The organism is Streptomyces changchenzhani (genome assembly GCF_039766235.1).
Lineage (GTDB): Bacteria > Actinomycetota > Actinomycetes > Streptomycetales > Streptomycetaceae > Streptomyces.
In genome coordinates this window covers 371,637-397,772 of sequence record NZ_JBDHNH010000001.1, presented here as the reverse complement: position 1 = coordinate 397,772, position 26,136 = coordinate 371,637, and the positions used below count along the sequence as shown (strand labels likewise).

At 68.2% G+C, this 26,136-nt stretch carries 24 protein-coding genes; 11 read left to right on the top strand and 13 right to left on the bottom strand.

Features of this window, described 5'->3' with window-relative positions:
• Positions 1–626: 626 nt before the first annotated feature.
• Positions 627–1,115, bottom strand: a complete 489-nt coding sequence (locus ABCR94_RS01945) for a MarR family winged helix-turn-helix transcriptional regulator (protein ID WP_347117194.1) — start codon at positions 1,113–1,115, stop codon at positions 627–629.
• A 105-nt stretch (positions 1,116–1,220) separates the two neighbouring features.
• On the opposite strand from ABCR94_RS01945, the gene ABCR94_RS01940 reads away from it, so the two are divergent.
• From ABCR94_RS01940 to ABCR94_RS01920, 5 genes are all read left to right on the top strand, one after another.
• On the top strand, positions 1,221–1,877 hold the full coding sequence (locus tag ABCR94_RS01940) for a nitroreductase family protein (protein ID WP_347117193.1): 657 nt from the start codon (positions 1,221–1,223) through the stop codon (positions 1,875–1,877).
• Between the two features lie 190 nt (positions 1,878–2,067).
• A complete protein-coding gene (locus ABCR94_RS01935) occupies positions 2,068–2,751 on the top strand; it encodes a phosphoribosylanthranilate isomerase (protein WP_347117192.1) in 684 nt (227 codons plus the stop codon).
• 89 nt (positions 2,752–2,840) lie between these two features.
• A complete protein-coding gene (upp, locus tag ABCR94_RS01930) occupies positions 2,841–3,506 on the top strand; it encodes a uracil phosphoribosyltransferase (protein ID WP_347117191.1) in 666 nt (221 codons plus the stop codon).
• On the top strand, positions 3,503–4,414 hold the full coding sequence (locus tag ABCR94_RS01925) for an EamA family transporter (protein ID WP_347117190.1): 912 nt from the start codon (positions 3,503–3,505) through the stop codon (positions 4,412–4,414). The genes upp and ABCR94_RS01925 overlap by 4 nt, the downstream gene beginning before the upstream one ends.
• A gap of 37 nt (positions 4,415–4,451) precedes the next feature.
• Positions 4,452–6,464, top strand: a complete 2,013-nt coding sequence (locus ABCR94_RS01920) for an amino acid adenylation domain-containing protein (protein WP_347117189.1) — start codon at positions 4,452–4,454, stop codon at positions 6,462–6,464.
• A 28-nt stretch (positions 6,465–6,492) separates the two neighbouring features.
• On the opposite strand, the gene ABCR94_RS01915 is transcribed toward ABCR94_RS01920, so the two are convergent.
• From ABCR94_RS01915 to ABCR94_RS01880, 8 genes are all read right to left on the bottom strand, one after another.
• On the bottom strand, positions 6,493–7,359 hold the full coding sequence (locus ABCR94_RS01915; protein WP_347118397.1) for an IS3 family transposase: 867 nt from the start codon (positions 7,357–7,359) through the stop codon (positions 6,493–6,495).
• A gap of 50 nt (positions 7,360–7,409) precedes the next feature.
• Entirely contained in the window at positions 7,410–7,739 is a 330-nt protein-coding gene (locus ABCR94_RS01910; RefSeq protein WP_347116874.1) for a transposase, read from the bottom strand.
• A gap of 218 nt (positions 7,740–7,957) precedes the next feature.
• Positions 7,958–9,037, bottom strand: a complete 1,080-nt coding sequence (locus tag ABCR94_RS01905) for a protein phosphatase 2C domain-containing protein (RefSeq protein ID WP_347117188.1) — start codon at positions 9,035–9,037, stop codon at positions 7,958–7,960.
• 97 nt (positions 9,038–9,134) lie between these two features.
• Positions 9,135–10,009 (bottom strand): IS5 family transposase gene (locus ABCR94_RS01900; RefSeq protein WP_347117187.1). Its coding sequence is split into 2 segments (ribosomal slippage): positions 9,135–9,671 and positions 9,674–10,009, totalling 873 coding nucleotides; the frame shifts between segments, so codons are not numbered across the junction.
• 43 nt (positions 10,010–10,052) lie between these two features.
• Entirely contained in the window at positions 10,053–10,961 is a 909-nt protein-coding gene (locus ABCR94_RS01895; protein WP_347117186.1) for a hypothetical protein, read from the bottom strand.
• On the bottom strand, positions 10,958–12,007 hold the full coding sequence (locus ABCR94_RS01890; protein WP_347117185.1) for a TniB family NTP-binding protein: 1,050 nt from the start codon (positions 12,005–12,007) through the stop codon (positions 10,958–10,960). The genes ABCR94_RS01895 and ABCR94_RS01890 overlap by 4 nt, the downstream gene beginning before the upstream one ends.
• The gene (locus tag ABCR94_RS01885; RefSeq protein WP_347117184.1) at positions 12,001–14,091 is read right to left on the bottom strand and encodes a TnsB C-terminal domain-containing protein; all 2,091 of its coding nucleotides are present in this window, start codon (positions 14,089–14,091) and stop codon (positions 12,001–12,003) included. The genes ABCR94_RS01890 and ABCR94_RS01885 overlap by 7 nt, the downstream gene beginning before the upstream one ends.
• Positions 14,057–14,848 carry a TnsA-like heteromeric transposase endonuclease subunit gene (locus ABCR94_RS01880; RefSeq protein ID WP_347117183.1) on the bottom strand — a complete coding sequence of 264 codons (792 nt, stop codon included), beginning with the start codon at positions 14,846–14,848 and terminating at the stop codon, positions 14,057–14,059. Before ABCR94_RS01880 ends, ABCR94_RS01885 begins: the two co-directional genes overlap by 35 nt.
• Before the next feature lie 258 nt (positions 14,849–15,106).
• On the opposite strand from ABCR94_RS01880, the gene ABCR94_RS01875 reads away from it, so the two are divergent.
• The 3 genes from ABCR94_RS01875 to ABCR94_RS01865 all read left to right on the top strand — a co-directional run bounded on the left by ABCR94_RS01875 (position 15,107) and on the right by ABCR94_RS01865 (position 16,669).
• Complete coding sequence (locus ABCR94_RS01875) at positions 15,107–15,517, top strand: helix-turn-helix domain-containing protein (RefSeq protein WP_347117182.1); 411 nt, start codon at positions 15,107–15,109, stop codon at positions 15,515–15,517.
• A gap of 33 nt (positions 15,518–15,550) precedes the next feature.
• Positions 15,551–16,144, top strand: a complete 594-nt coding sequence (locus tag ABCR94_RS01870) for a prolipoprotein diacylglyceryl transferase (protein WP_347117181.1) — start codon at positions 15,551–15,553, stop codon at positions 16,142–16,144.
• A gap of 177 nt (positions 16,145–16,321) precedes the next feature.
• Positions 16,322–16,669: a DUF2516 family protein gene (locus tag ABCR94_RS01865; protein WP_347117180.1), complete on the top strand. Its 348-nt coding sequence runs from the start codon at positions 16,322–16,324 to the stop codon at positions 16,667–16,669.
• A gap of 98 nt (positions 16,670–16,767) precedes the next feature.
• Here ABCR94_RS01865 and ABCR94_RS01860 read toward each other — a convergent pair whose 3' ends face one another.
• The 3 genes from ABCR94_RS01860 to ABCR94_RS01850 form a co-directional block, all read right to left on the bottom strand.
• Positions 16,768–18,123: a PP2C family protein-serine/threonine phosphatase gene (locus tag ABCR94_RS01860; protein WP_347117179.1), complete on the bottom strand. Its 1,356-nt coding sequence runs from the start codon at positions 18,121–18,123 to the stop codon at positions 16,768–16,770.
• Positions 18,124–18,563: 440 nt separating this feature from the next.
• Positions 18,564–19,613, bottom strand: a complete 1,050-nt coding sequence (locus ABCR94_RS01855) for a C40 family peptidase (protein WP_347117178.1) — start codon at positions 19,611–19,613, stop codon at positions 18,564–18,566.
• 219 nt (positions 19,614–19,832) lie between these two features.
• Positions 19,833–20,639: a class I SAM-dependent methyltransferase gene (locus ABCR94_RS01850; RefSeq protein WP_347117177.1), complete on the bottom strand. Its 807-nt coding sequence runs from the start codon at positions 20,637–20,639 to the stop codon at positions 19,833–19,835.
• 172 nt (positions 20,640–20,811) lie between these two features.
• Between ABCR94_RS01850 and mshA the strand changes: the two genes are divergently transcribed.
• The 3 genes from mshA to ABCR94_RS01835 all read left to right on the top strand — a co-directional run bounded on the left by mshA (position 20,812) and on the right by ABCR94_RS01835 (position 24,861).
• Positions 20,812–22,155: a D-inositol-3-phosphate glycosyltransferase gene (mshA, locus tag ABCR94_RS01845; protein WP_347117176.1), complete on the top strand. Its 1,344-nt coding sequence runs from the start codon at positions 20,812–20,814 to the stop codon at positions 22,153–22,155.
• Between the two features lie 43 nt (positions 22,156–22,198).
• Positions 22,199–22,699, top strand: a complete 501-nt coding sequence (locus ABCR94_RS01840) for a type III secretion system chaperone family protein (protein ID WP_347117175.1) — start codon at positions 22,199–22,201, stop codon at positions 22,697–22,699.
• Between the two features lie 452 nt (positions 22,700–23,151).
• Positions 23,152–24,861 carry a glycosyl hydrolase family 28-related protein gene (locus tag ABCR94_RS01835; protein ID WP_347117174.1) on the top strand — a complete coding sequence of 570 codons (1,710 nt, stop codon included), beginning with the start codon at positions 23,152–23,154 and terminating at the stop codon, positions 24,859–24,861.
• Here the strand turns inward: ABCR94_RS01835 and ABCR94_RS01830 are convergent.
• Positions 24,851–26,134 carry an MDR family MFS transporter gene (locus ABCR94_RS01830; protein WP_347117173.1) on the bottom strand — a complete coding sequence of 428 codons (1,284 nt, stop codon included), beginning with the start codon at positions 26,132–26,134 and terminating at the stop codon, positions 24,851–24,853. The two genes, ABCR94_RS01835 and ABCR94_RS01830, sit on opposite strands and share 11 nt — an antisense overlap.
• Positions 26,135–26,136: the final 2 nt, after the last annotated feature.

Sequence of the window (26,136 nt, the reverse complement as noted above, 5' to 3'; positions counted from 1 at the left end):
ACCTACGAAGCCACTGGTGCCCGTGTAGGTTCCGCAGCTCGGTGTCCAATTCCTCGCCGCCGTGTCCAACGGCTGGCCGATTGGACGCGGTTCTGCGTAATCGCAGGTCCACCCGCTTGCCTCCGCCGGGCTCGATCGTCGCTGCGCCGTCAGAGCCGAGGATTGGACACGTTCTGCGGAACGCGTTCGGTGGACACGAACGTGGAACGCCGATGCCCTGCTGGTTGCAGCGGTGCCGTTGGACACCGAAGCGCGGAACCTACAGCCCGTACGGGCTCACAGTCGACGATGTTGGCAGCCGGTCAGTCCTCTGAGCTCTATGTCTGCCGAGCGAGCAACAGACGTATAGCAGTTGGCTTTGGTCATCGGCAGTGTGCTGCTGCAGTCCCTGGCGGCGGGCCGCCCGTCGCCAAGCAGGCAGAAGGCGGCCCGCGGACGTTGGCCTTCGCGCACAGTGCGCGTGATGAAGGGTCCCCATGCGCCGTAGGCGGCAGGCCGTAGCTGAGGTACGGCGCAGGGGGACAGGCGTCCTTCGGGTTGCGTGAGGCCTCCCGCCCGGGGCCGCGCCACCAGGGGCCGGGGCCCCACCGCCCCGGCTCGATCGCTTTCGTGAAGTGCGTCAGGAATCAGCGTGTGTCTCCGAGGGAGATGAGCAGGGTCCGTAGGACTCGGTTGAGTTCGTCACAGTCGTTGCCGTTGAGGCTGGAGATGATCTTCCGTTGGTTGCGGACGTGTCCTTCGACGGTCTTGTCGATGAGTTCACGCCCTTTGTCGGTGAGTGCGATGTGGAGGCTGCGTCGGTCGTGGGGTACGGCTTGGCGGGTGACGTATCCGCTGTCGTCCAGGCGGTCCACCCGGTTGGTGAGGGCGGCGGAGCTGATCATGACGCTGGCGGCGAGTTCCTTGGGGGTGAGGGGCCGGCCGCTGCGGCGGAGTGTGGCGAGGACGTCGAACTCCCAGGTCTCCATGGAGTGTTCGGCGAAGTACTGGCCCACCTGGGCGTTGACGAGCCGGGAGAGCCGCAGGAGTCGTGCTACCGCACCCATGGCCTCGAGGTCCAGGTCGGAGCGCTGAGCGGCCCACTGGTCCAGGAAGTGGTCGACCGAGTCGCGCATGATGCCACCTTCTTCTTTCGTTACTTGCAGTAATTGTTTGACGTCAGCATAGTCCCAGGCGTAGCTTCTTGACGTCAGATAGTTCCATCACGAAAGGTTTACCTCGTGGGTATCGCAGTGGCAGCTCCTTCCGCCGTGGCGGACGTCATCCGTGCACGCCGAAGCGTGCGGCACTACCGGCCGGACCCGGTTCCTGCCTCTCTCCTCCACGAGGTGACCGATCTGGCGCTGGAGGCGCCGTCGAGCTTCAATCTTCAGGGCCGGTCGATCGTCACGGTTGCCGACGAGCGGGGATTGAAGGCGCTCACGGACGCCACCGGGGGACAACCGCATCCTCAAGAGGCGCCGGTGATGCTGGTGTTCGTGGCGGAGTCCGCAGCTGCTGGGGAAGAGCGTGGGGACGTCTGGGAAGAGGCTCGTCGCAGCGGGGCCTGGTCGGAGCAGTTCGCAGCCGCTTCACCCGTGAACGCGCGGCTCTTCCAGGAGGACCTCCAGGCCCGGGGCCTGGCGCGTGAGTATGCGGTTAAGGACGCAATGATCGTCGCGTCGTTTCTCATGATCGCAGCTGCCGCCGCCGGCTTGGCCACCAGCCCGATGAACGGCTGGGACGAGGGTGCAGTTAAAGCGGCGATCGGCATTGCCGGCCGCGATGATCTGCACATCGCGCTACTCATGCCATTGGGCTACCCGGCCGAGGAGCGTGTGCACCCGGGCCGCCGAGACCGCGTCTTGACCTGCTTCAGCGAGGTCTACGGCCGCTGATCACCGGTAACTGCGCTCATCGCGCCCGTTGCTGCGCCGTGAGAGCACCACCGGCTGCAGCCCGTGCATACGGCCGCAGATCCCGTACGAACCACCTGACCTAAAACCCATCAGAGACCTTACGGACCGACATGGACCGTTCTGTCTGTCCGTAGGCATGCGCACCAACCAATAACAGGGGAACGTTTTCATGACCACCGTGAACAAGCTCGTCCAGGTCGCCGGCATCATCGACGCCACCGAGGCCGACATGGTCATCGGAGAGGGAGCGGACTGGATCGGCTTCGCGCTGCGCCTGCCCTCCGGCAAGGACGACATCGCCGAACAGGACGCCACATCCATCATCAAGGGGCTCCAGGCACCGCATGCCGGCGTCCTCATCAGCTACCTGACCGAGGCTGAAGAAGTCAGCCAGTTCTGCGACGAGCTGGGCGTCGTCGCCGTTCAGCTCCATGGAGACGTGGCAACCGAGCAGCTCAAGAAGCTGAAGGCCCTGCGCCCGGACCTCTTCGTCCTGAAGTCTCTCGTGGTCAAGGAAGGCAACATCGATGAGCTGCTGAAGCTCGTCGATGACACCCACCCGTACGTCGACATGTACATCACGGACACGTTCGACCCGAAGACCGGAGCCAAGGGAGCGACCGGCCTCACCCACGACTGGAGCGTCTCGGCCGAACTGGTCCGCCGTTCCCCGAAGCCGCTCATGATGGCCGGCGGCCTGAACCCGGAGAACGTCGGCGCAGCGATCCGCGCGGTAAAGCCCGCGGCCGTCGACGCTCACACGGGTCTCGAGGGCTCGGATGGACGTAAGGACCGCGAGAAGGTCGCTGTCTTCATCGCGGAGGCGCGTCGCGCCTTCGACGAAATCGGCTGACCTCGCACCTGAGTGGGGCGCCCGGGAACCGGGCGCCCCACTCAGGCCCCCTATTCTTTCGCGCCTTCCCGTCTTCAGGAGAGTTCCCCGTGACCACAGGCCACAACGTTCACCTACTGCCACAGACCGATCAGTTGCGCGCCATGCACACGGTGATCCGGGACAAGGACTGTTCACGCGAGGACTTCGTGTTCTACGCCCGCCGCGTCATCCGCCTCCTGCTGGAAGCCGGGATGGACCTTCTTCCCTTCACTAAGAAGGAAGTCACTACGCCCCTCGGCACGACCTTCTACGGGCTGGAGTTTGCCTCAAAGCTCTGCGCGGTGCCCGTCATCCGCGCCGGTGAGGCCATGGAGGGGGAGCTGCGCGATGTGCACCCCGGCATCCGGGTCGGCAAGATCCTCATCCAGCGTGACAAGGAGACCAAGCTGCCGCGGCTCTACTACAAGCACCTGCCGGACGACATAGCCGAACGGCATGTGCTGCTGCTGGAGCCGATGCTGGCCACCGCCGGGTCCGCGCTTGCGGCCATCGACGTCCTGCGGGAGTCAGGCGTTGCCGAGGACCGCATCATCATGGTCAATTTCCTGTCGTCCCCGGAAGGGCTGCGCCGCGTTGCGGCTGAACGGCCCCGCGTGCGGATCGTCACCAGCGCAATCGAGGACCGGCTGAACGAGCACGCGTTCATGGTCCCGGGGATCGGTGACTTCGGCGACCGGTTCTTCGGTACCACGGATTCCGGAGCCAAGAAGTGACGAGCCACCGCCTGGCGACGACGTCCGCCCTTACCGCTCTTGCTCCTGCGGTGTGGGGTTCGACCTATCTGATCACCACTGAGTTCCTGCCGCCCGACCGCCCGTTGCTCGCCTCTATGGTGCGTGCGCTTCCTGCCGGGCTGATCCTGCTCCTGGCGACTCGTGTGCTGCCCCGGGGGATCTGGTGGGGCCGGGCGGTGGTCCTCGGCATCCTGAACATCGGTGCCTTCTTCTACTTCCTCTTCCTGGCCGCCTACCACCTGCCGGGCGGGGTCGCCGCTCTGGTCATGTCGATCCAACCCATGATCGTTCTCCTGCTGGGTTCTCTCCTGCTCAAGGACAAGATCAAGCCGATCCATGTCGGTTCGTGCGTGCTCGCCGCTGTGGGGGTGGCACTGCTGGTTCTTCAGCCGCACGCCGGGCTGGACGGCATTGGCGTGCTGGCAGGAATCCTCGGGGCCATGTCCATGGGCTGCGGCATCGTCCTGACCAAACGATGGGGCCGGCCCGAAGGCGTGTCCCTGCTGACCTTCACCGGCTGGCAACTCACGGTGGGCGGACTCGCGCTGCTGCCGGTCATGCTCGCCACCGAGCCGCTCCCGACTCACCTGTCCTGGGCCAACCTCGGGGGCTTCGCGTACCTGAGCATCATCGGTGCGTTGATCGCCTACGTCGTGTGGTTCAACGGCCTTGCGCGTCTGCCGGCGCTGGCCGCCTCATTCCTGTCGTTCGCCTCACCGCTGTGCGCGACAGTTCTCGGCTACTTCTTCCTCGACCAGACCCTGCGTCCACTGCAATTCGTGGGTGCGATCGCAGTCATCGGAGCAGTAGTGATCGCGCAGCCACGCTCGAAGACACAGGACAAGACACCAGCTCCGGCACCCGTCGCCGAGCGTGTCACGACCTGAGCACCGTTCAATTCTTTGCCAGGGGGGCAACACCTTTATGAGCACGCATGCACCAATCACTGGATTTCCTCAGCGGGCTTCGGCACGCGCTTCGCTGCACACCCTTCTCGGCCAGCAGGCCCTTCTGAGGCCAGAGGCTATCGCCGTGACTCACACCGGCGGTGACCTCACCTTCAAGGAGCTGACCGACGCAGCGGGCTTGCTCGGTTCGCACCTGGCCCGTCTGGGAGTCACCGCCGATGCGTGCGTCGGCCTGTACGCGGAGCCGTCCGTGGAGTTGATGACGGGCGCGTGGGGCATCCTCACAGCTGGCGCCGCCTACCTCCCGCTGTCGCCCGAGTATCCCGAAGACCGCCTGAGGTACATGGTCGAGGACTCGGGAATCCAGGTGATCGTCACCCAAGAGCACTTGCGGGCACGCGTCCTGCGCCTGGCCCCCGCAGGGACCACCGTCCTGACCGAGAACGATGCCCGCGGTGGGCCGTCCGTGTCCTTGCCCGGCTCGGCCGGCCATCACCTTGCCTACGTCATCTACACCTCGGGCAGCACCGGTAAGCCCAAGGGCGTGATGATCGAACAGCACAGCATCGTTTCTCAGATGCAGTGGCTGATGAACTGCGGGCACCTCGGCCCGGACGTGTCGATCCTCCAGAAGACACCCATGAGCTTCGACGCCGCACAGTGGGAGATCCTCGCCCCCGCCGCCGGTGCCCGCGTCGTCATGGGAAACCCCGGGATCTTCCGGGACCCCGAGGCCATCGTCGCGACGATTCGCGAGCACCAGGTGACCGCCCTCCAAGGGGTGCCTACCCTGCTGCGAGCCCTCGTCGACACCGACCTCTTCGATTCATGCTCCTCGCTGACCCGGGTCTTCTCCGGTGGAGAGGCTCTCACTCAGGGCCTCGCAAGGAACCTGTTCGCGGCGCTGCCCCACCTGTCGGTGGTCAACCTGTACGGGCCGACGGAAACAGCGATCAACGCCACTTCACACTGGATCGACCCGGACACCCTAGACGACAGTGACACCGGAATCGTCCCTGTCGGTGTGCCCGCCGACAATGTGACGTGCTACATCCTCGACGACAACAGACAGCCGGTCGATATCGGAGAGACCGGCGAGCTGTTCATCGGAGGGATCCAGGTCGCCCGCGGATACATCGGACTGCTCGAACAGACAGCACAGCGCTTCATCACCTCACCGTTCAACCCGACGGAGCGGCTGTACCGCACAGGCGACCTGTGCCAGTGGAACCCCGACGGCACCATTCAGTTCAGCGGCCGCGTGGACAATCAGGTCAAGCTCCGCGGATACCGGATCGAGCTGGAAGAGGTGGCCTCTCGCATCGAGATGCACACCTGGGTGAGGCGGGCCGCGTCGTTCGTCACTGACGACCCCCGGACCGGCGGCAAGGCTCTGGTAGCCGCCATAGAGCTGAACGGACGCACCGCTGCGGTGATGGACCAGGGGCGCGCCGATGCCGCTCACCACCAGTCCAAAGCATCGAAGGTGCAGGTCAAAGCCCAGCTTTCCAACCCTGGCCTGCGCAACGCACAGCAGCTCGCCGCGCGTCCTGCCGTAGCGCTCCCCGGAAAGGCGGCGACGCACACGCAGCGACGGGCCGCGTTCGCCCGTAAGACCTACCGGACCTACGACGGCGAACCTCTGACATTGGAGGGCCTGCTCGAGCTGCTGGCTCCGGTGCGGACGTTCACGCACTCCCAGCCCCTCACGGAACTTCCGCTGGGAAAGCTGGGCGAGATCCTGCGGTGGTTCGGCCCCTTCCGCAGCCACGAGCGCCTGCTGCCCAAGTACAACTACGCATCCCCCGGCGCCCTGTACGCAACGCAGCTCTACCTCGAAATGAACGGCTTGTTCGGCCTGTCGGGCGTGTACTACCACCACCCCATCGACCACACCCTGGTACGCGTGGGAGACGCAGCGGCCCACCTTCCAGAGAGAACCCTCCACGTTCATTTTCTGGGCAAGCGACGAGCCATCGAGCCCGTGTACAAGAACAACATCCTTGAAGTGCTGGAGTTCGAGGCCTGAGGTTCCCCCGGTGTGCGGGAGGTGCTGATCAGCTGGTCAGGATGGGTTGACGTGGTTTCAGGTTCGCTTGTTCGGTCGTCGCCTGGTTGGCGTAGTGCTTCTCCTCGAACTCGATGGGACTGAGGTAGCCGAGGCGTTTCTGGATGCGTCGGCTGTTGTAGAAGCCGTCGATGTACTCGAACAGCGCGAGGTTGGCCTCGGCCCGGGTGACGAAGACGCGTCCGCGCACGCACTCGGTCTTGATCAGCATCCACAGATTCTCCGCGAGGGCGTTGTCGTAGCTGTCGCCCACGGACCCCATCGACCCCTCAATACCCGCACGTACCAGCCGTGTTGTGAGCTTGATGGACGTGTATTGACAGCCGTGGTCGGCGTGATGGATCAAGGTGCCGGGCACGGGCTCGCGGCTGGCCAGGGCGTACTCGAGGCAGGACAGGACCAGGTCGGCGTCCGCGCGGGCGGAGGTCTCCCAGGCCACCACCCGGCGGGAGAAGGCGTCGCGGATCGCGGAGAGCCACAGCGGTCCCTCACCCGTGGGGATCATGGTGAGGTCGGTGACCCACAGCCGGTTCGGCACGGGAGCGGTGAAGTCCCGCTGCACCAGGTCCGGGGCGAGCGTGGCCGTCGGGTCGCGGCGGGTGAAGCCCTTGCCCGTGCGGCGTGGGCTGAGGCCCGCCAGATCGGCCTCGCGCATCAATCGCTCGACCCGCTTGCGGCCGATGGCCACGCCCTCGCGCTTGAGCACGGCATGCACGCGGGGCGAGCCGTAGATCCCGCCGGAGTCGGCATGGATCTCCTCGATCTTGGTCGTCAACTCCGCGTCACGGCGGCGGCGTTCACACGGCTCCTTCTCCTGCCGGCGCCAGCGGTAGTAGGTGGACGAGGGGACGTGCAGTTCCCGGAGTACGGGCTCGACACCGAGGTCACTGCGTTCGCTGAGGAACGTCAGTACCTGCGCCGGGTCGTGTCGAGTTCCTGGGCGAAAAAAGCCGAGGCCGTGCGCAGGATCTCGTTCGCCCGGCGCAGTTCCTTCACCTCCCGCCGCAGCTGGCCCAGCTCGTCCTTCTCCTCGGTGGTCAGCCGGTCGTCGCGCTCGCCGCGGTCGGCCTCGGCCTGGCGGATCCAGCCGCGCAGTGCCTCCGGGTGGACCCCCAGCTCAATGGCCAGGCGCTTGATCTGGGGCTTCGGCTCGGCGGTGCGATACATCCGCACCGCACGCTCACGCAACTCCAGCGGATATTTCCTCGGAGCGGCCATGGTCAGAGTTCCTCTCATGAGAACCATCTGACCCGCTGTCATCGCCCTCCGCATCTCGGGGGAACCTCAGAGCCAGGCCAGCGGGCGCCGTGGAGTCGCTTGCGAGGCGCTGGTTGCCGTGGCTCGGGGAGCCGGCTTGGGTCTCCTGGCTTGTTGGGCGAGTCGGTACTCGTCGGCGTCGCGGATGAGTTCCTGAGAGCGGATCTGGTGCAAGTCGAAGTGCATGCCGCTCGCTCCTACTGCTGGAGCTCCGTGACGTCGGCGACCACGCAGCTGATGTTGTCGGGGCCGCCGGAGCCGTTGGCGAGGGCGATGAGTTCGCGGACGGCCTGCTCGGGCTCCGTGATCTCGGAGAGCACCCGTCGGACTTCTTCGGTCTGCACGACGCTCGACAGGCCGTCGGAGCAGAGCAGGTATCGGTCTCCGTGCTGAGTGTCGTGAAGGCGCATGTCGTGGGTGGCATCGGCTCCTTGGCCCAGGGCTCGTATCAGCAGCGCCCGCTGGGGGTGGGAGACGGCTTCCTCCGGGGTGAGACGCCCTTCGTCGACCATCGACTGCACCATGGTGTGATCGTGGGTGATCTGGAACAGCTCTCCGTCGCGCAGTAGGTAGACGCGGGAGTCGCCGATGTGGACGAGGGCCAACTGTGAGCCGGTCCAGAGCATCGCGGTGAGTGTGGTGCCGGCCTCTTCGGGTGATGAGCCGGGTCCGGCGACGCCGTTGACGGCCTGTTTGGCCTGCTCGATGGCGTCTTCGAGGACGTTGAGGAGATCGCATGCCGGGATGCTGTCGGTTTCGAGGCGCTTGAGCGCGTCGACGGCGGCCGCGCTGGCTGGGGCTCCTGCGCTGCCGTAGCCGTCGGCGACGGCGAGCAGGCGGGACCCGGCGTAGGCGGTGTCCTGGTTGCTCTCGCGGACAAGGCCCGTGTCGGAAAGGGCGGCGTAACGGATTCCCAGGGGCTTGGTGGTCGGAGACATGGCGGGGTCCTTCCAGGACAGATGGTCGATGAGGAAGGAAGCGAGGTCCCGCCGCGCGGCGGTGTCGGCCTCGACCTGGGCCCAGAACGCGCGGATCTCCTGTGCCGCCGCGGCTGACTCCAGCGTGCAGATGTGCTGGATGCGGGCCAGGGGCATCCCCAGGCGCCGGAGCCAGGCGACGAGCCGGGCCTGGTCCAGTTGTTCCGGTGCGTAGAGGCGATAGCCGCTCACCGGGTCGACGCGAGCGGGGGGCAGCAGTCCGAGCTCGTCGTAAAGACGCAGCGCCTTCGGCGACAGGCGGGACGCCTTCGCGAACGTCCCGATGGTCAGCAACCCCATGCTCGCTCCTCCTCATGCCGAGCACGTCGCCCGGCCCATTGATGGTCTGGCCTCCCCCAAGGTGAAGGTCAACTAGGGCCTGTTGCGAAAGTGCTGGTCACAGCCACTCATTGATGGCTGCGACGAGGATGGTGGCTTCGTAGCGGACGGCGAGTTTGTCGTATCTCGTGGCGACGGCCCGGTGACGTTTGAGGCGGTTGATCCCGCACTCGACTGCGTGGCGTTCGCGGTAGTCGGCCTTGTCGAACTTCGGCGGTCGGCCGCCACGGGAACCAAGCTTCCTGCGGTTGCGGATCTGGTCCTTCTTCTCCGGGATCGTGCAGCGGATCCCGCGTCTGCGCAGGTAGGCGCGATTCTTCCGGGAGCCGTACGCCTTGTCGGCGCGGACTTTGGCGGGCCGTTTGCGGGGACGCCCCAGCCCCTTGCGGGGTACCCGGATGCGCTCAAGTACCGGTTCGAACTGCGGGGAATCGCCGCGCTGCCCGGCCGTGATCACGATGGACATGGGTTTTTGCCCCTGCTCGACCGCGAGGTGAATCTTGGTGGTCAGCCCACCGCGTGAGCGCCCGAGCCCGTGGTCGTCCGGCTCGGTCTCGACACCTCCGGGCGGCTCCTTCTGGAGATCCCCCTTTTCACCGCACCGGCGGCGTGCTGATGGGCTCGGCACACCGTTGAGTCGACACTCACATCCCAGGTGATCAGGTCCTTCGCGTCGGCCTGGGCCTGCAGTTCGGTGAAGATCCGCTTCCAGGTGCCGTCCCGCTGCCAGCGCCGGAACAGATCGTAGACCCGGTCCCACGGCCCGTACCGCTCGGGCACATCCCGCCACGGCGTGCCGGCCCGGGTCCGCCACCGTATGCCGTTGATCAGCTGCCGCCTGGGCCATATCGGCGGTCGGCCGGACTTACTGCCCTTCGGCAAGAGCGGTTCCAGCCGTACCCACTGTTCGTCTGTCAGATCTCCACGCGCCACACCGTGATCGTTTCACAGTCAAGATCCACTTTCGCAACAGGCCCTAGCGGCTCTCCGACCGAACAACAAACCCCAGATCCGGCTCCGGGTGAGCGTGCTGCACGGCTGCTTCGATGCGCATAGCGGTCCGCTTGAGTTCAGCGAGGAACCACGCCCGAGCCGTGGTCCGGAGCGCTCGTTCCTGGGGCAGCCGTCGGTTGAACTCCGCTCTGAACTCTTTGAACTTCGTTTCATTGTCCGTAAGAGCGAGACTCCGCCAGTATGGGGATGCAAAGAGCGAGATGGCCTCGACGATTTCCGGGTAGACGGCGACATAGCGGCGTGGGTCGAAGGGGCGAACCTCCCGGGTGACCGGCGATAACTGGCGGAGCCGTTCCGCTCGGTCACTGAGGCGGTATCCGCGCTGGAACAGGCTGTGCCAGAAGTCCGAGCCGTACTGGTAGCACGAATCCATCACAAGGTGTCCGTGCCGGCGCAACAGCCGGTAGTGACGACGTTGTGCTTCAACGATGTCGGGAAACTCGGTGAGATCAAGCTGGCGGGTGGGGTCGTCGACAGCACGTCCGATCCAGAGGCGGTGTGGGATGCAGACTTGGTCGTGGCAGGACATCCAGGTCCAGACACTGTGGTGTGTGCTGCCGGTCCGCCGCGCGACGCAATGGCGGCAGGCGTAGCTACCGCGCTGCCGCGGGCGCCCGGGGTCACCCTTTTTCATGCCGAGGTGAGGAATCGCTTTTAGGAGGCTGGCGCGGGGCTGACCGCTAACGATGCTCAGTCGGCTCACGTAGTCCCGCTGAGACAGCAGCCAGTGACTTGGCGATGTCAATCGCTGGAGGGGAATCTTGTTCGTCTGACTCAGACGCCACAGATATGAATCTTCGGTCTCACGGGGGAAGGGCTTGACCGGCAGAGGAAGCGGACGAACGAGCCAGAAGCCGGTAGGTCCACTCATTGCACCGCCCCTCGCGGCGAGGCAAGTTGGGAGGCGGACTCACTGTTGTGGTCGATACGTGTGCTCTTGAGTATGGCGCGGGTGATGCGCTCGCTGGTGTCGAGGATCGCGGAGATGGATGCCGCGCGGATCAGGTGGGAGAGGCTGCCGATGACGCCGCCGGTCCGCTGATGCAGGTAGTCCGAGAGCTTTACCAGCGTGCCTGGCTCGTGCCGATGCAGACGGAGGGTTGTCTCCAAGGAGGCGACCAGCGAACGCCATTCAGGGCCCAACGGGAATGGCCCGGTGCGGACAAGCACGCACCGGCCACCAAGCTGCTTGCCGCGGACACCGGTGAAGACACCGGACTGCTCGACGTCGATCCCGGCATAGACAAACGTGGCAGGCAGGTGCTCGGTGAAGTACTTGAGATGGTCGGAGAGATCTTCTCCTGCGAGCGTGGCGTGGTTCATGAGATGGATCTCGTCGACCAGCACAAGGTCCGTTCGGGCTTCGATCATCACCTGGCAGACGGCGCTGGTGATGTCGATCGTGTTGTGCCGGGGCCCGATGGCCGGCAGGCCCAGGAACCGCGCGAACTCCATAGCGAGCTTGCGCGGGGACCCTTTGGGCGGTGCGGTCAGGTAGACGACCGGGATCCGACTACTCCCCGGATAGCGCTGCCGGACCCGCAGCTCGTGGAGGCGGCCAAGCTGCTTGAGCGCGGTCGTCTTCCCCGTCGTCTGCTTCCCGGAGACGATCATCCCGCGTCGAGCCCCGTGTTCGCGCTGGTTGAGCAGCGTCAACAGCCGCCCCTGGTGGGCGATCTCCTTCACCGCCGAGGTTCGCACGACCTGTAGTTCGGAGTGATAGCGGATCCGGGCCTCGTCGTAGATTTCACGCCCCATCGGGCTCAAGGAGTGCCACTGCGGCTCGGGCAGCAGATCGAAAGCGGCCAGGTCCTCCTCGACGAACCGGCGCCAGCCCTCCAGACGCGTCGTCGGGTCAGGCCGGTCCTCTCCGAGGTCCGCAATGTCATCCTCACCCGGTTCCGTCGTGGTCACCACCGCCTCTCGGCCTCCTTGCGTGCGTCGAAAATCTCCAGCGGGACGACCTTGGCGAGATCCTCTTCGCCGTCCTCCGTGGGAGCGGGCAGAGCAGGCGACTCGGGCTCGTCAGCGGGGCGGGGCCAGGCCGGTGGGGAAGTCGTGCGGGTGCGGGCAGCGACCTTGCGGTCCCGGCGGCCTCGGCGGGAGGAGGCGGCAGATGGTTTCACGGGTGCCTGCTCCGGCCCGTCGGCGGCGCGGTCCAGCAACGCGACGGCGGTCTGGGCGATCTCCTCTTCTGTCACGGCATCCGTGCCCCGCTGGGCCAGGATGCGGCGAGCATGGTCCCAGGCCAGCTCGCCCATGGGCATCGGGGCGGTGCGAAGGTGGCGCCAGATCGCGGTGATCCAACCTCCCTGACGGTGGTTGCGTACCCAGACGCGGGAGATGTCGTAGGGGTCGTAGTGCACGTCCCAGCCCCGGCCATCGTCTCCCGCACCGGAGTGCTGACGGCGGAAGGGGTTCAACTCCGCACTGTCGTAGGTGCGGTGGTTGATGCGGACGCCGTAGGAGTTGGTCGTCCGACGGTGCCGGGGCAGCAGCTCGATGTACTCCTCCGAGTTCAGCGCGACCGGGACGTGCCCGGCGGCCGCGACCAGGGCGGCGTACTTCTCGTTGGGGCTCAGTGCTTTGCCTGGCATCAGCGGGTCCCGCAGGCCGTCGTGCGGCCGGTTCTGCCAGATGACGATCCATTGCTGGAGTAGTTCCTGAAGCTGATGGATCGACCAGACAGCCTCCGCCGCCGGATCGACGCCACGGTGTTCAGTGCTGCGTCCCTTGTGACCGGGGAGGTACTGGCTGAACATCGTGGCCACCGAACCCAGAGTTTTCTCGATATGCGGTTTGTCGGTCGGGGTGTCCGGGTGGGCCGGCTGGAAGGAGATGCCGAGCGCCTGGCAGGCCGAGCGGAACGTGTCGGAGATATATGCCTTTCCCCGGTCGCAGACGATCGTCTCCGGCGTGATCACCGGGACAGCCGCGGCGTTGGCCAGCCGTTCGTCGAGCGCGATGAGCGAGGTGTGCGGGAGGACCGAGCGGGACATCCTCAGCGCGTCCGCCCAGCCCGGCCGCATCGGCTCCGGTGTCATCGCCCGCGCCAGCAGCAGCGCGGCATCCACCGCCTTCGTCGAGGGCCGTAGCACCGCCGCGGCCAGCGTGCGGGTCGCGATGTCCACGATGCCGGTCAACTCGACGGTGTCCACCGTGCCGTCGTCATGGACGACCAGCACGTCCAGGGGAGTTGAGTCGATCTCCATCACCTCACCCGGCCGGACCGCGGTGAGCTGACCGAACATGCCGTCCGGCTGCTTGGCCAGCGACCGGCGGGTGCGGGCCGAGCCCAGGGTGTGCCGCCCGGAGGAGAGCGCGGACAGTAGCCGGTAGAACGTCGTCCGGGACGGCAGCGGCACCACTTCCGGACCGTGTTCGGCCTCCAGCGCACGTTCCATCCGGCGCCGCAGGACCTGAGCGGACACCGTGGAGCGACTGGTCTGGTCCTCCACGACCTTACGCAGGGTCGCGACGACCCTCCGGTCGACGCGGCCCGTGCCGTCCGAGACGGCCCGCAGTCGCGGGTCGACCAGGCCCAGCACGCCCTCGCGCTCGAAGCGTCCCCGCATCCGCTGGATCAGCTTCAAGGACGCGGGGTGCCCACCCGCCTCAAGCTCTTCGGCCTTGGTCAGCTCGCGCTGCCGCAGCGACCGGACTGCCGGATCGTATGCGGCCCGCACCGGCCCGTGCGGGTCCTCCAGCGGACGGCCGGTGAGCATCTCCACCAGGTGCTGCTGCCACCATTCCGCCCGCTCAACGGCCTTGCGGGGAAACCCCTCCAGCACTCCGGCCGCCGGAACCGCTGCCCGCACCGAGGACGGCGTGACCACTTCGAAGCCGGCGGACGACAGCAGGTGGGCCAGGAACACCACGCTCGGCGACTGACCCTCGTCGACGAGACGGACCGCGGTCCCCTCCAAAGCCACCACAGTGTGCAGTCGGCCGTCGAAACGGACCAGGTCACCCGCTCGCAGCAACCGCGGACACGATGGCATCGCCGCCTCCTTCCCGTACCTCTCCGAGCCCGACCCGCGTACTCGCCGACAGCGGTCCCGCGCGGAGATCCACGGCAAGGACGCGCTGCCAGAGCAGGTGGAAGAGCACCGGAAGCACCGCGATCTGATCGCCCACCCGCCTGGCCCCGGACAGCAGCGAAGCCCCCTCGCCGAACACCTCCATCAACCGTTCGGCGACCTGCGGGCGGTGCACGCGCGGATGCCGGTAGCCGGCCAGCCACCGCACGTTCTCCAGCAGCACCGCATCCGGCGCCCCCACCCGTACGAAGTCCCACCCCACGAGCCCACAGGCTGCGGCGGTCGTCGCGAACTTCATCGCGTCCCTCGGCTCGATGCGCTCATCCGGGCGCACGTCCACCACCAGCGCCTTGCCATCCGTGCGGCGTACGAAGAAATCCGGCGTGTGCCGCACCCGCTTCCCGTCCGGCCCCGACCACGACAGCTGAAAGGGCTGCGAGGCGACCAGCGCCACTCGCGGGTCGAAGTCGAGCAGCATCAGATGATCGCGCTCCAGCCACGACTCATAACCCACATGCCCGCCGCAGGTCGCCGACCAGTACCAGCCGCACCAGTTGCCCTGACCCCGAAAAGATGGGAACCGGCGCTCAGGCCGTACGCCCTCGAACCGCACCGACCACAACCCGCTCAACGACCCTCGATGACGAACGCCCGCCGGGTCCACGTACTCGATCTCGAAGTCCTCGGTCGACTCCAGGCCATCCTTATTTGCAGTCATCCAGACCCCGTACGTACGCCGCCGACCACCTGCACCGACCGTAGGAAACGGCGCGACTGCCCTGCCCACAGAAGACTGGAACACCTCGGAACTTGCCTACAGATGACCGGGACGGTGGTCCTCTTGCCCACAGAAGAGCGGGACTGCCCACACATCGCTGGGACCGGACACTCAGGCTCAGCAGGGGATCGGGTGGCGTGGAACACTTTTGCAAGCATCTGCTTGCAATAGTTAGCACTCGTGGCGCACCATTGAGGCATGGCATCACTCAACGTCGGAAATCTCGGCGAGTATCTGCGCGAGCAGCGGCGCAACGCGCAGCTGTCGTTGCGGCAGCTCGCCGAAGCCGCCGGGGTGTCCAATCCGTACCTCAGTCAGATCGAACGCGGCCTGCGCAAGCCGAGCGCGGACATCCTGCAGCAGCTTGCGAAGGCACTGCGGATCTCCGCCGAGACGCTGTACGTGCAGGCCGGGATCCTCGACGAGCGGGAGCGGGACGAGCTGGAGACGCGAGCCGTCATCCTGGCCGATCCCTCGATCAACGAGCGGCAGAAGCAGGTGCTGCTGCAGATCTACGAGTCTTTCCGCAAGGAAAACGGCATGGACGGCAGCGACGGCTCGGACACGACCGGCCCCGACAGCAGTGACGCCGACCCACCCTCACATTGAACTGAATCGAACTGATCCGGGAGGACCACAGTCATGGCCATCACCGATGACCTGCGTAAGACCCTCACCGACCCGACCCCCCTCTACTTCGTGGCCGGCACCGCCGACAACGCCGTGCAGCAGGCGAAGAAGGTTCCCGCACTGATCGACCAGCTGCGCACCGAGGTCCCGTCCCGTATCGAGTCCGTGCGCAACACCGACCCCAAGGTCGTGCAGGACAAGGTGGTCAGCCAGGCCAAAGAGGCCCAGGCGAAGGTGACCGAGGTGCTCGGCAGTATCGACACCGACCTGAAGAAGCTGGGCGAGTCGGCCCAGGACATCGCGCTGCGGGGCGTCGGCATCGCCGCCGAGGCCGCTGTCAAGGTGCGCGAGACGTACGAGCGGGTCGCCGAGCACGGCGAGCAGGCCGTGAGGACGTGGCGCGGCGAGGTGGCCGAGGAGATCAACGAGATCGCGGTCGCCGTCGAGCCCGACCCGGAGACCGAGACCGCGGCCGCCGCCGAGTCCGACAAGGAGTCGGGCACGGCTACGGGGACCAAGAGCGCCGACTCCGAGGCCGCTCCGGCGAAGAAGGCCACGCCGCGCAAGTCGACGGCCAAGAAGGCCACGCCGGCCGCGGAGAAGTAGACGCAGCGCGAGCACGCACAGCACGAGCACGTACGTGCGCCAGTACATGCGCACCAGCACATACGCGCATGCGCGCGCAGTACGTGGCAGGCGGGCCGGGCACCTTATGGGTGTCCGGCCCGTTGTCCAGGTACCTTGGCCGCGAGGCGCTCACCCACTCTCTAGGCGGTGCACAGCATGTTGCTTTCGGGATTCGGCACTCTGATGTCGTTGCTCAACCTCGCCATGCTCGTCCTCGCCGTGGTGGCGCTGTTCTTCGCCGCGACGGCCCGCGAGGATGCCTACCGCGCCGCCGACAAGAAGACCAAGGTGTTCTGGCTGGTCCTCCTTGGCGTCACGGTGGCCGTGAACCTCTTCGTTCCGATGCTGTTCCTGCAGATCGCCGGGCTCGTCGCGACGATCGTCTTCATGGTGGACGTACGCCCCGCGATCAAGGAGATCTCGGGCGGCGGCCGTGGTGGCGGCGGTCGCAAGGGCGGCAGCAGCAGCGACGGTCCCTACGGGCCGTACAACGGCGGTCGCTGAGCTCCGACCTCGTGAGCCCCGGGCCCATGCGGGCCCGGTAGTCGCCGTGCCATCCGGGCGCAGCCCGTGCTCCTCGGGCGCGGGCCCGCTTCCAGGGCTCAGGGTCGGTTGCGGTCCAGGAGCAGTACGGCCACGTCGTCGGTCAGCTCCCCGCCGTTCAGGTCCCGCACCTCGGTGACCGCGGCCTCCAGCAGCTCCTCGCCGCTCAGGCCGGCCGCCAGCTGGCGGTTGATCATCTCGACCATCCCGTCCTGGCCGAGCCGCTGCTTCGTGCCGGGCGGGCCGACGTGACCCTCGATGAGTCCGTCCGTGTACATCATCAGGCTCCAGGAGCCGCCCAGCTCCACCTGCCTACGCGGCCAGCGTGCGCGCGGCAGCAGGCCGAGGGCGGGGCCCCCGTTCTCGTACGGAAGAAGCTTCGCGGCCTCGCCGCTGCGGGCGATCAGCGGCGCCGGGTGCCCGGCCAGGCACAGGCCGGCCCGTCGGCCGTCCGGCGCGATGTCGACCGTGCAGAGCGTCGCGAAGATTTCCTCGCTCGCGCGCTCGTGCTCCAGCACCTGCTGGAGGGTGGAGAGCAGCTCGTCGCCGCACAGGCCGGCGAAGGTCAACGCGCGCCAGGCTATGCGCAGTTCCACGCCGAGCGCGGCCTCGTCGGGGCCGTGGCCGCAGACGTCGCCGATCATCGCGTGGACCGTGCCGTCGGCGGTGCGGACCACGTCGTAGAAGTCCCCGCCGAGCAGCGCGCGCGAGCGCCCCGGCCGGTAGCGCGAGGCGAAGCGCAGGTTCGAGCCTTCGAGAAGCGGCTTCGGCAGCAGGCCGCGCTCCAGGCGGGCGTTCTCCTGGGCGCGCAGCCGTGACTCGGCGAGCTTGTGCTGCGCGGTGTCGGCGCGCTTGCGCTCCACCGCGTACCGGATGGCGCGGCTGAGCTGGCGCCCGTCCAGCTCGTCGCGGAAAAGGTAGTCCTGGGCGCCGACCCGTACCGCCTCGGAGGCCCGCTCGGTGTCCGTCTCGGCGGTCAGCGCCAGCACGGCGTGACGCGGCGCGAGCCGCAGTACGCGCCGCAGCGTGGCCAGCTCGTCGTCGGAGCCGTCGGGAGTGGGCAGGTCGAGGTCGAGCAGGATGCAGTGGACGTCGTCCGTGAGTAGCCGCTCGGCCTCGGTGAGGTTGCGTGCGGTGCGGATACGGACCCGGGTGCCGGCCGCGTCGAGCAGCGAGGGGACGGTGAATGTCCCCGCCGGGTCGTCCTCGATCACCAGCAGTGTCAGGTCGGTGCCGTAGGTGGACGGCGCGGACGGCGCGGACTGTGGGGCGGTGGAGACGGGCGTGGGTGCGCCGGGCGGCGCGGGCGTCCCGGACGCCGCGGTCCCGGTCGGGTGCTGCTGCTGCGGCGGCGGACCGGCCTGACCGATTTCCACGGCCGGGCTCGCTCGCTGCCGCGGTATGGGTACGGGCATCGGTTGGGTTCCTTCCCTCCCCCCGAGGGCACGGCGGCACGACGATCGACGTTCCGCCAAACGGGGACCTTAGCGTTACCCGGCGCCGCAACGGAATGGCCCGGAGGGAACCGTCATCGTCATATGCCCCTTCCCACAACGCATCCGACGGGGTGGGAGGGGGAGGGGCCCATGACGAACATCACCCCGAGCGTGCCGCCCGGGGACCGTCTCACGGGCCCGACGAAGACCACCTCGGGAACACCTGCCCGAGGCCCGGCTGAGGCCGCACCCGGGGCTCTGACGCGGGCAGTCCCCCGGCGGTTCCGATCAAGGCTGTCCGGGCACCGAGGGAGCCCGCCCCGGCGTCCCGAACGGAGGCCTCTCCGGGGCGTCGGACCGAGCCCGCCGCACCTGGGGCCTCGGGGCAGCGGACCGACCCCGCCCGCCCCCACTGCCCGCTAGTTCCCCGGCCGTACGACCCCGAGTATCGGCATCGAGCCCGCGCCCGCGATCGTCACGTCCCGGCCGGGGCGCGGCGCGTGCACGATGGCGCCGTCGCCGATGTACATCCCGACATGGGTCGCGTCGCCGAAGTAAATGATGAGGTCGCCCGGCAGCATGTCCTTCGTGGCGACCCGCGGCAGTCGCTTCCACTGCTCCTGCGAGGTGCGCGGAATGCCGCGTCCGGCTGCGAGCCACGCCTGTGACGTCAGCCCCGAGCAGTCGAAGGACCCCGGGCCCTCCGCGCCCCACACGTACGGCTTGCCGATCTGTGCGGTCGCGTACGCGACGGCTGTCTTGCCCGCGCCCGTCGCCTTGCCGCCGATTTCCTTGAGCGCGCCGGAGTCGAGCCAGGCGGTCTGCGCCTTCTGCTCCGCCTCCTGCTCCATCGCGAGGAGCCGGGCCCGCTCCTCCTTCTCCAGCGTCGATTCGAGCTTCTTGGCGGCGGCGAGCTGCTTCTTGACTTCCTTCTTTGCCGCTTCCTTCTTCTTGCGGTTGGACTCCAGCTTCTTCCACTGGTCCGTCGCGTCCTGCGTGTAGATCTTCAAGTCGGCCTGGGTTCGTGTCAGTTCACCCATGAGGCCCTTGGTCGCCTGCTGGCCCTCGCGGAACCGGCCCGCGCCGTCCAGGAAGAGCTGCGGGTCGCCGCTGAGCATCAGTCGCGCCTCGGCCGGCAGGCCGCCGCCGCGGTACTGGGCGCGAGCCTCGGCGCCTACCCGTTTCTTCAGCCGGTCGATCTTGTTCTGCCCCTTGACGATCTCCTGGGCCAGTTTCACGAGCTCCGACGACTGCTTGTCGGCCTTCTCCTCGGCGAGGTTGAAGGAGTCGGTGGCGAGCGCGGCCTTGCGGTAGAGACCGTCGATCTCGCTGCGGACCTCCTGGAGCTTCTGCTCGCTCCTGGGCGGCTTGGGGTCGGCGTACGCCGTGCCCGGCAGCGCGAGCACCGCCAGCACGGCCAAGGCGCAGGTCAGCGTGGCTGCTGTCGCGGCGCTGCGGCGTCCGTTCACGAGTCCCCCCGGATCCCAAATCTGATTTACCGTCAGTAACTTAGGCGCGCTGCCGTGATGCTGCCATGCCGTCCGTAAAAGCGACAGAGGCCCCGCCCGCCCGTTTCGAACGCCCCTCACCCAACAGGTTCGGACGCCCCACTCACACCTTTCAGACGATCAGCCCGAGCCCCACGTTCCCTGTTTCCGCCGGGCGTTGAAGATGATCCCGATGAGGTTTCAGGAGGTGCGCGGCCGGAGAGCGGCCCAGTTCACCGTCACTTCACCCTGCCGCCACCGCCGTTGTCCGTCCGTCAGCGGCCAGTCGGCGGACAGTGCGCGCACCGCGTTGATCCAGCGCTGCCGGGCGCCCAGCGAGGCGTACGGCGCCGCCGCGGCCCACGCCCGGTCGAAGTCCCGCAGGAACGCGTGCACCGGCTCGCCCGGCACATTGCGGTGGATGAGCGCCTTCGGCAGCCGCTCCGCCAGGTCCGACGGGCGGTCCAGCGATCCGAGCCGGGTCGCGAAGGTGACCGTGCGCGGACCCTCGGGCCCGAGCGCGACCCACACGTGCCGCCGCCCGATCTCGTCGCACGTCCCCTCGACCAGCAGTCCGCCCGGCGCCAGCCGCCCGCACAGCCGCGCCCAGACGGCGGCGACCTCCCCCTCGTCGTACTGCCGCAACACATTCGCCGCCCGGATCAGGGCGGGGCGCCGCCCGTCCGGCAGTGGCACCTCGAAACCGCCGTGCCGGAAGGTGAGGCCCGCGCGCTCGTACGGCTTCGCGCCCGCGACCCGGGCCGGTTCGATCTCGATGCCCACCACTTCGACGGCGGGGGCGACGGTACGCAGTCGGCCGAGCAGCTCCACGGCGGTCCACGGCGCGGCCCCGTACCCCAGGTCGACCGCCACCGGATCCGCGCAACGCCGCAGCTCGGGGCCGTGGACGGCGGCGATCCAGCGGTCCATGCGGCGCAGCCGGTTGGGGTTGGTGGTCCCGCGGGTCACGGCGCCCACCGGGCGCGAGGGGGACGTGCGGGAAGCCATGGAGTGAGCGTAAGCGCCGGTGAACAGTGCGGGCGATCGTCCGTAAAGGTTGAGGAACCCCGGGTAATGATTTGGCAAAACGGAAATGGTAGGGCGTGTTCCGCTGTTTGAGCCTCTGGAAGGGGTTCTCGTGCCCCCTCCCTGCCATGCCCCCAGCGAAGAGGACCGTCGCGTGAGCCAGTACGTCTCCCGACTCGCCGGCACACTGGCGGCGCCACCCCGCCTGCGGCTGCCCGGCGGCCATCGCAAGCCGCGCCGTATCGCCATGCTCAGCGTCCACACCTCCCCGCTGCACCAGCCGGGGACCGGGGACGCGGGCGGCATGAACGTCTACATCGTCGAGCTCGCCAAGCGCCTGGCCGCGATCAACATAGAGGTCGAGATCTTCACCCGGTCCACCACCGGCGGCCTGCCGGCGTCCGTGGAGCTGGCTCCCGGGGTGCTCGTGCGCCACATAGACGCCGGGCCGTACGAGGGCCTCGCCAAGGAGGAGCTGCCCGCGCAGCTCTGCGCCTTCACACACGGTGTGATGCAGGCCTGGGCCGGACAGCGGCCCGGCTACTACGACCTCGTCCACTCCCACTACTGGCTCTCCGGACACGTCGGCTGGCTCGCCGCCGAACGCTGGGGCGTCCCGCTGGTCCACGCCATGCACACCATGGCCAAGGTCAAGAACGCCTCGCTCGCCGAGGGCGACACCCCCGAGCCCGCCGCCCGCGTCATAGGCGAGACCCAGATCGTGCGCGCCGCCGACCGCCTCATCGCCAATACGGCGGAGGAGGCGGACGAGCTGGTCCGCTTCTACGACTCCGACCCCGGGAAGGTCGCCGTCGTACACCCCGGCGTGAATCTCGACCGCTTCCGCCCGGCGGACGGGCGGGCCGCCGCGCGCGCCCGGCTCGGTGTGCCGCAGGACGCGTTCGTCCCGCTGTTCGCCGGGCGCATCCAGCCCCTCAAGGCGCCGGACATCCTGCTGCGCGCGGTCGCCGTGCTGCTCGACTCGGACCCCTCGCTCCGCTCGAAGATCGTCGTCCCGGTGGTCGGCGGGCCGAGCGGCAGCGGCCTCGCCAAGCCCGAGGGACTGCAGAAGCTCGCCGCGCGGCTCGGTGTGGCCGACGTGGTCCGGTTCTGTCCGCCGGTCGGACAGGACCAGCTCGCGGACTGGTTCCGGGCGGCTTCGGTGCTGGTCATGCCGTCGTACAGCGAGTCGTTCGGGCTCGTCGCCCTGGAGGCGGAGGCGGTCGGCACCCCCGTCGTCGCGGCGGCGGTCGGCGGCCTTCCGGTGGCGGTACGCGACGGGGTCACCGGCGTCCTGGTCCAGGGCCACGACCCGGCGGGTTACGCCCACGCGCTACGCCGTTTCATCGACGACCCGGGCCTGGTGGACCGCATGGGCGGGGCCGCCGCCCGGCACGCGCAGTCCTTCGGCTGGGGCACGGCGGCCTCGGCGACGGCCGACGTCTACACGGCCGCGATGCACGAGTACCGCCGCGTCGAACACACCCACCACGGCTGACCTGCGCCGGGCTACTCCTGCCTCCTTCGCGTACGCTCGCTGCATGGCTGACGCTGACGCGCGACAGGTGGTCGAAGCGACCCTCAAGGACGCCGAACTGGAGTGGGAGAGCCCCAATCCGGGCTCCTACGTCGTCAAGCTCCCCGGCACCCGCAAGCTGTCCACGACGGTGTCGCTGATCGTCGGACGGCACGCGCTGTCCATCAACGCGTTCGTGATCCGCCACCCCGACGAGAACGAGACGGGGGTGCACCGCTGGCTCCTGGAGCGCAACCTCCGCCTCTACGGCGTGAGTTACGCGGTCGACCGCCTCGGCGACATCTACCTCGCAGGCAAACTGCCGCTCGCGGCGGTCACGCCGGAGGAGCTGGACCGCCTGCTCGGCACGGTCCTGGAAGCGGCGGACGGCAGCTTCAACACGCTGCTTGAGCTGGGTTTCGCGAGCGCGATCCGCAAGGAGTACGCGTGGCGGGTGTCGCGCGGCGAGTCCACGCGAAACTTGGACGCGTTCACCAACCTGACCCGGGACGAGCGGGCACTCTGACATTGCGCTGCTACCGCCGCGTGTCCTCAAACGCCGGACGGGCAGTCTTTCTCTGCGGGTGTGGCTGCGGGTGCGGGTGCGCGTGTGGCTGTGGGTGAGGGTGCGGCTGCGCGTGCAGCGTGCGGCAGCTCTTCAGCTGTGCGGCAACCGTTCAGCCTGTCCGGCGTTTGAGGACCGGGGCGTGGGGCCGCCCCACGTGCTCCCACCCCGCCCATTTCAGCCCGTCCGGCGTTTGAGGACCGGGGGCTGGGGCGGAGCCCCACCACGCGGCGGCAGCCGCAAAATGACACAGCGGGAAAGGGCGGGTAGGGGACAGCGCCGCAGGCAACCCGCACCAGCCACGCACCCGCACCTCGGGCCCCGCCCCCGCACCCCTTCCCCACGCCCCCACCCCATGGCATGCTCGCGCCCAACACTCACCTGAACGTCATTCACATACATGGAGACGGCTCATGGGTAACCCGCAGCATGCCCGCACCCGCACCCGCACACTCACCAGACGCACCCTCCTCACCACAGCGACAGCCGTCGCGGCAGCAAGCGCAACCCCCGCATTCGCCGCACCCGCACCCGCACCCAACACCACTCCCCGCACCACTCCCCGCACAGCCCCCCTCTGGGCGGAGTTCTCCAAGACCCCCTACACGCACCCCCAAATCCCCTACGTAGGCCGAGCGGGCGCCCTCGGAGGCGCAACTCGCGCCCCCCGCCGCCCCGTAGTCACCAACGTCCTCCATCACGGCGCCAAGCCGGACGGCTCCACCGACTCCGCCCCCGCGATCAACCGCGCCATCGCCGCCGCAGGCGAACGCGGCGGCGGCACCGTCCTCGTCCCGCCCGGCACGTACCGCATCGACGACGTCATCCGCATCGGCCACAGCAACGTCGTCCTGCGCGGCGCCGGCAGCGCCCGTACCAAGCTCATCGCCACCCGCAGCCTCACCGAGCTGATCGGCCCGTACGGCAGCCGCTACGGCGGCGACAAGTCCAGCTGGTCCTGGGCCGGCGGCCTCATCTGGCTCTGCCCGCAAGGGCGTTACGAGTCCCTCACCGCGGCCATCAAAGCCAAGGCCTGGCCCTTCGAGGGCTGGACCGGCAACGCCCGCGACGAGTGGCGCACCCTCAGCACCGTCGCGCCCGCCCACCGCGGCGACCACACCGTCACCGTCCACGACCCCTCCCGCCTCAAGCGCGGCCAACTCGTACTCCTACGCCTCGCCGACGACGTCGGCCACACTCTCCTGGAGCACATGGCGGGCGGCGGCGCGGGCCCCGAGGCGTACCAGTGGGACGACAAGACGAAGCTGACTTCCTACGTGCCGTACGAGTGGCCGGTGCGCATCAGCGCGATCAAGGGGCGCAGGGTCACCTTCGAGCGCCCCCTGCCCCTCGACGTACGCCCCGAATGGGACCCCCGCATCACCACCCACGTGGAGGCTCTCACCGGCTCCGGCGTGGAGGGCCTCACCCTCGAAGCGGTCGAGACCATGCAGGCGCCGCACCTCCTCGACAAGGGCTACAACGGCGTCACCTTCCAGTGCGCGTACGACTGCTGGGCCGAGGACATCACCGTCCGGCACGCCGACAACGGCTTCGGCCTGGTCGCCGCCTCCGCCTGCACCCTGCGCCGCACCCGCGTCGAGGGCCGCGGCTCGCACCACCCGTACTTCTGCCGCGAGGGCTCGCACGACAACCTCATCGAGGACTTCGCCATCGCCGAACGCACCGCCCCGGCCCCACCCAACACCCAGCTGCACGGCATCAACGTCGAGGGCCTGTCCAGCTACAACGTCTGGTCGCGCGGCGACATGGGGATGGGCACCTTCGACACCCACCGCGGCATGCCCTTCGCGAACGTCCGCACCGAGATCACGGTCAACAACAACGGCCGCCACGGCGGCGACGCGAGCGCGGGCCCGCTCTACGGCGCCCGCTTCACCCACTGGAACGTCACGGTCCCCAACGCCCGCGCCGGCCTGGTGAAAATCGACACCATCGCGCCGTACAGCGCCACGGTCGGCATCTCCGCGGTCCGCGAGTTCGACCAGATCGACACCCCGGACTTCACCGGCGAACTGGGCTCACGCCTGGAGTCGTACGGCGCCCCCGACGCCGTAAGCCCCCGAAACCTGTACGAGGCCCAACGCGCCCTCAGGCGCTGACCCCGGCCTCGTCCTTGTTCTTGACCGCCGTGACGGAGGTGGCGGGGGAGTCCGCCACCGCCCCCTCCGCAGGAAGCCCCCGCATCAGCAGCCAGAACCCGCCCGCCGCCACCGTGCCGAGCACCGCGCAGGCGCCCCACAGCCACTCCGCGCCGTAGCCGTCGATCATGAAGCCGGCCATCAGCGGGGCGACCAGTGCCGCCGCGGACCAGGACATCGTGTACATCCCCTGGTAGCGCCCGCGCCCGTGCACCGGTGAGAGCCGCACCACCAGGCCCGTCTGGGTCGGCGCGTTGACGATCTCCGCCAGCGACCACACGCACACCGTCATCGCGTACGCCGCGATCGACCCGGCGAACGCGGTGAGCCCGAAGCCGTAACCGGCGAGCAACGAAGAAATGATCAGCAGCCGCCTGGGATCCCGGTGCTCGATGTAACGCGTCACGGGGATTTGCAGCGCCACGATCAGCACCCCGTTGATGGCGATGGCCAGACCGAAGTCGGCGCTGGTGAAGCCGTCCGTACCCATCGCCACCGGCAACCCGACGAACCCCTGCTGAAAGATCAGCGCGACGACGAACGACAGCCCGACCAGGCTCATGAAGCGCCTGTCGCGCAGTACGGTCCCCATCCCGACCTGCGGTTCCATCAACTTCCCCGTCGCGTCCCTGGCCTGCGTGGGCCGGGACTCCGGGAGCTTCAGGAAGACCACCACCGCGCACGCCAGCGTCATCACGGCCTCTCCGAGGAAGCCCGCCAGATAGCTGTATTCGGCGATGAAGCCGGCGGCCATCGAGGAGATCGCGAAGCCGAGGTTGATCGCCCAGAAATTCAGCGAGAACGCCCGCACCCGGTCCTCGGGCTTCACGATGTCCGCGATCATCGCCTGCACGGCGGGCCGCGACGCGTTGCTCGCCATCCCCACCAGGAAGGCCACCCCCGCGATGGCCACCGGGTGGTGCATGAAGCCAAGGAGCGCGACCGAGGCCGCGGTGGCGCTCTGCGCGACTAGCAGAGTGGGGCGCCGCCCGAACCGGTCCGCCATGATGCCCGCCCCCAGCGAGGAGACGACCCCGCCGAGCCCATGCAGCGAGGCCACCAGACCGGCGTACGAGGCGGAGTAGCCGCGGTCCAACGTCAGATACAGCGCCATGAAGGTCGCGACGAAGGCCCCGAGCCGGTTGACCAGCGTGCTCGTCCAGAGCCACCAGAACTCCCGAGGGAGCCCCGAGACGCTCTCGCGCGTGGCCCTTCGCATACTCGCGACCCACATGT

Coding starts and splice junctions, on each gene's coding strand:
- ABCR94_RS01945 (WP_347117194.1), bottom strand. CDS start 1,115: ATGCGCGACTCGGTCGACCACTTCCTGGACCAGTGGGCCGCTCAGCGC.
- ABCR94_RS01935 (WP_347117192.1), top strand. CDS start 2,068: ATGACCACCGTGAACAAGCTCGTCCAGGTCGCCGGCATCATCGACGCC.
- ABCR94_RS01920 (WP_347117189.1), top strand. CDS start 4,452: ATGAGCACGCATGCACCAATCACTGGATTTCCTCAGCGGGCTTCGGCA.
- ABCR94_RS01910 (WP_347116874.1), bottom strand. CDS start 7,739: ATGAGAGGAACTCTGACCATGGCCGCTCCGAGGAAATATCCGCTGGAG.
- ABCR94_RS01905 (WP_347117188.1), bottom strand. CDS start 9,037: ATGGGGTTGCTGACCATCGGGACGTTCGCGAAGGCGTCCCGCCTGTCG.
- ABCR94_RS01895 (WP_347117186.1), bottom strand. CDS start 10,961: ATGAGTGGACCTACCGGCTTCTGGCTCGTTCGTCCGCTTCCTCTGCCG.
- ABCR94_RS01885 (WP_347117184.1), bottom strand. CDS start 14,091: ATGCCATCGTGTCCGCGGTTGCTGCGAGCGGGTGACCTGGTCCGTTTC.
- ABCR94_RS01880 (WP_347117183.1), bottom strand. CDS start 14,848: ATGACTGCAAATAAGGATGGCCTGGAGTCGACCGAGGACTTCGAGATC.
- ABCR94_RS01875 (WP_347117182.1), top strand. CDS start 15,107: ATGGCATCACTCAACGTCGGAAATCTCGGCGAGTATCTGCGCGAGCAG.
- ABCR94_RS01870 (WP_347117181.1), top strand. CDS start 15,551: ATGGCCATCACCGATGACCTGCGTAAGACCCTCACCGACCCGACCCCC.
- ABCR94_RS01865 (WP_347117180.1), top strand. CDS start 16,322: ATGTTGCTTTCGGGATTCGGCACTCTGATGTCGTTGCTCAACCTCGCC.
- ABCR94_RS01860 (WP_347117179.1), bottom strand. CDS start 18,123: ATGCCCGTACCCATACCGCGGCAGCGAGCGAGCCCGGCCGTGGAAATC.
- ABCR94_RS01850 (WP_347117177.1), bottom strand. CDS start 20,639: ATGGCTTCCCGCACGTCCCCCTCGCGCCCGGTGGGCGCCGTGACCCGC.
- ABCR94_RS01840 (WP_347117175.1), top strand. CDS start 22,199: ATGGCTGACGCTGACGCGCGACAGGTGGTCGAAGCGACCCTCAAGGAC.
- ABCR94_RS01835 (WP_347117174.1), top strand. CDS start 23,152: ATGGGTAACCCGCAGCATGCCCGCACCCGCACCCGCACACTCACCAGA.
- ABCR94_RS01830 (WP_347117173.1), bottom strand. CDS start 26,134: ATGTGGGTCGCGAGTATGCGAAGGGCCACGCGCGAGAGCGTCTCGGGG.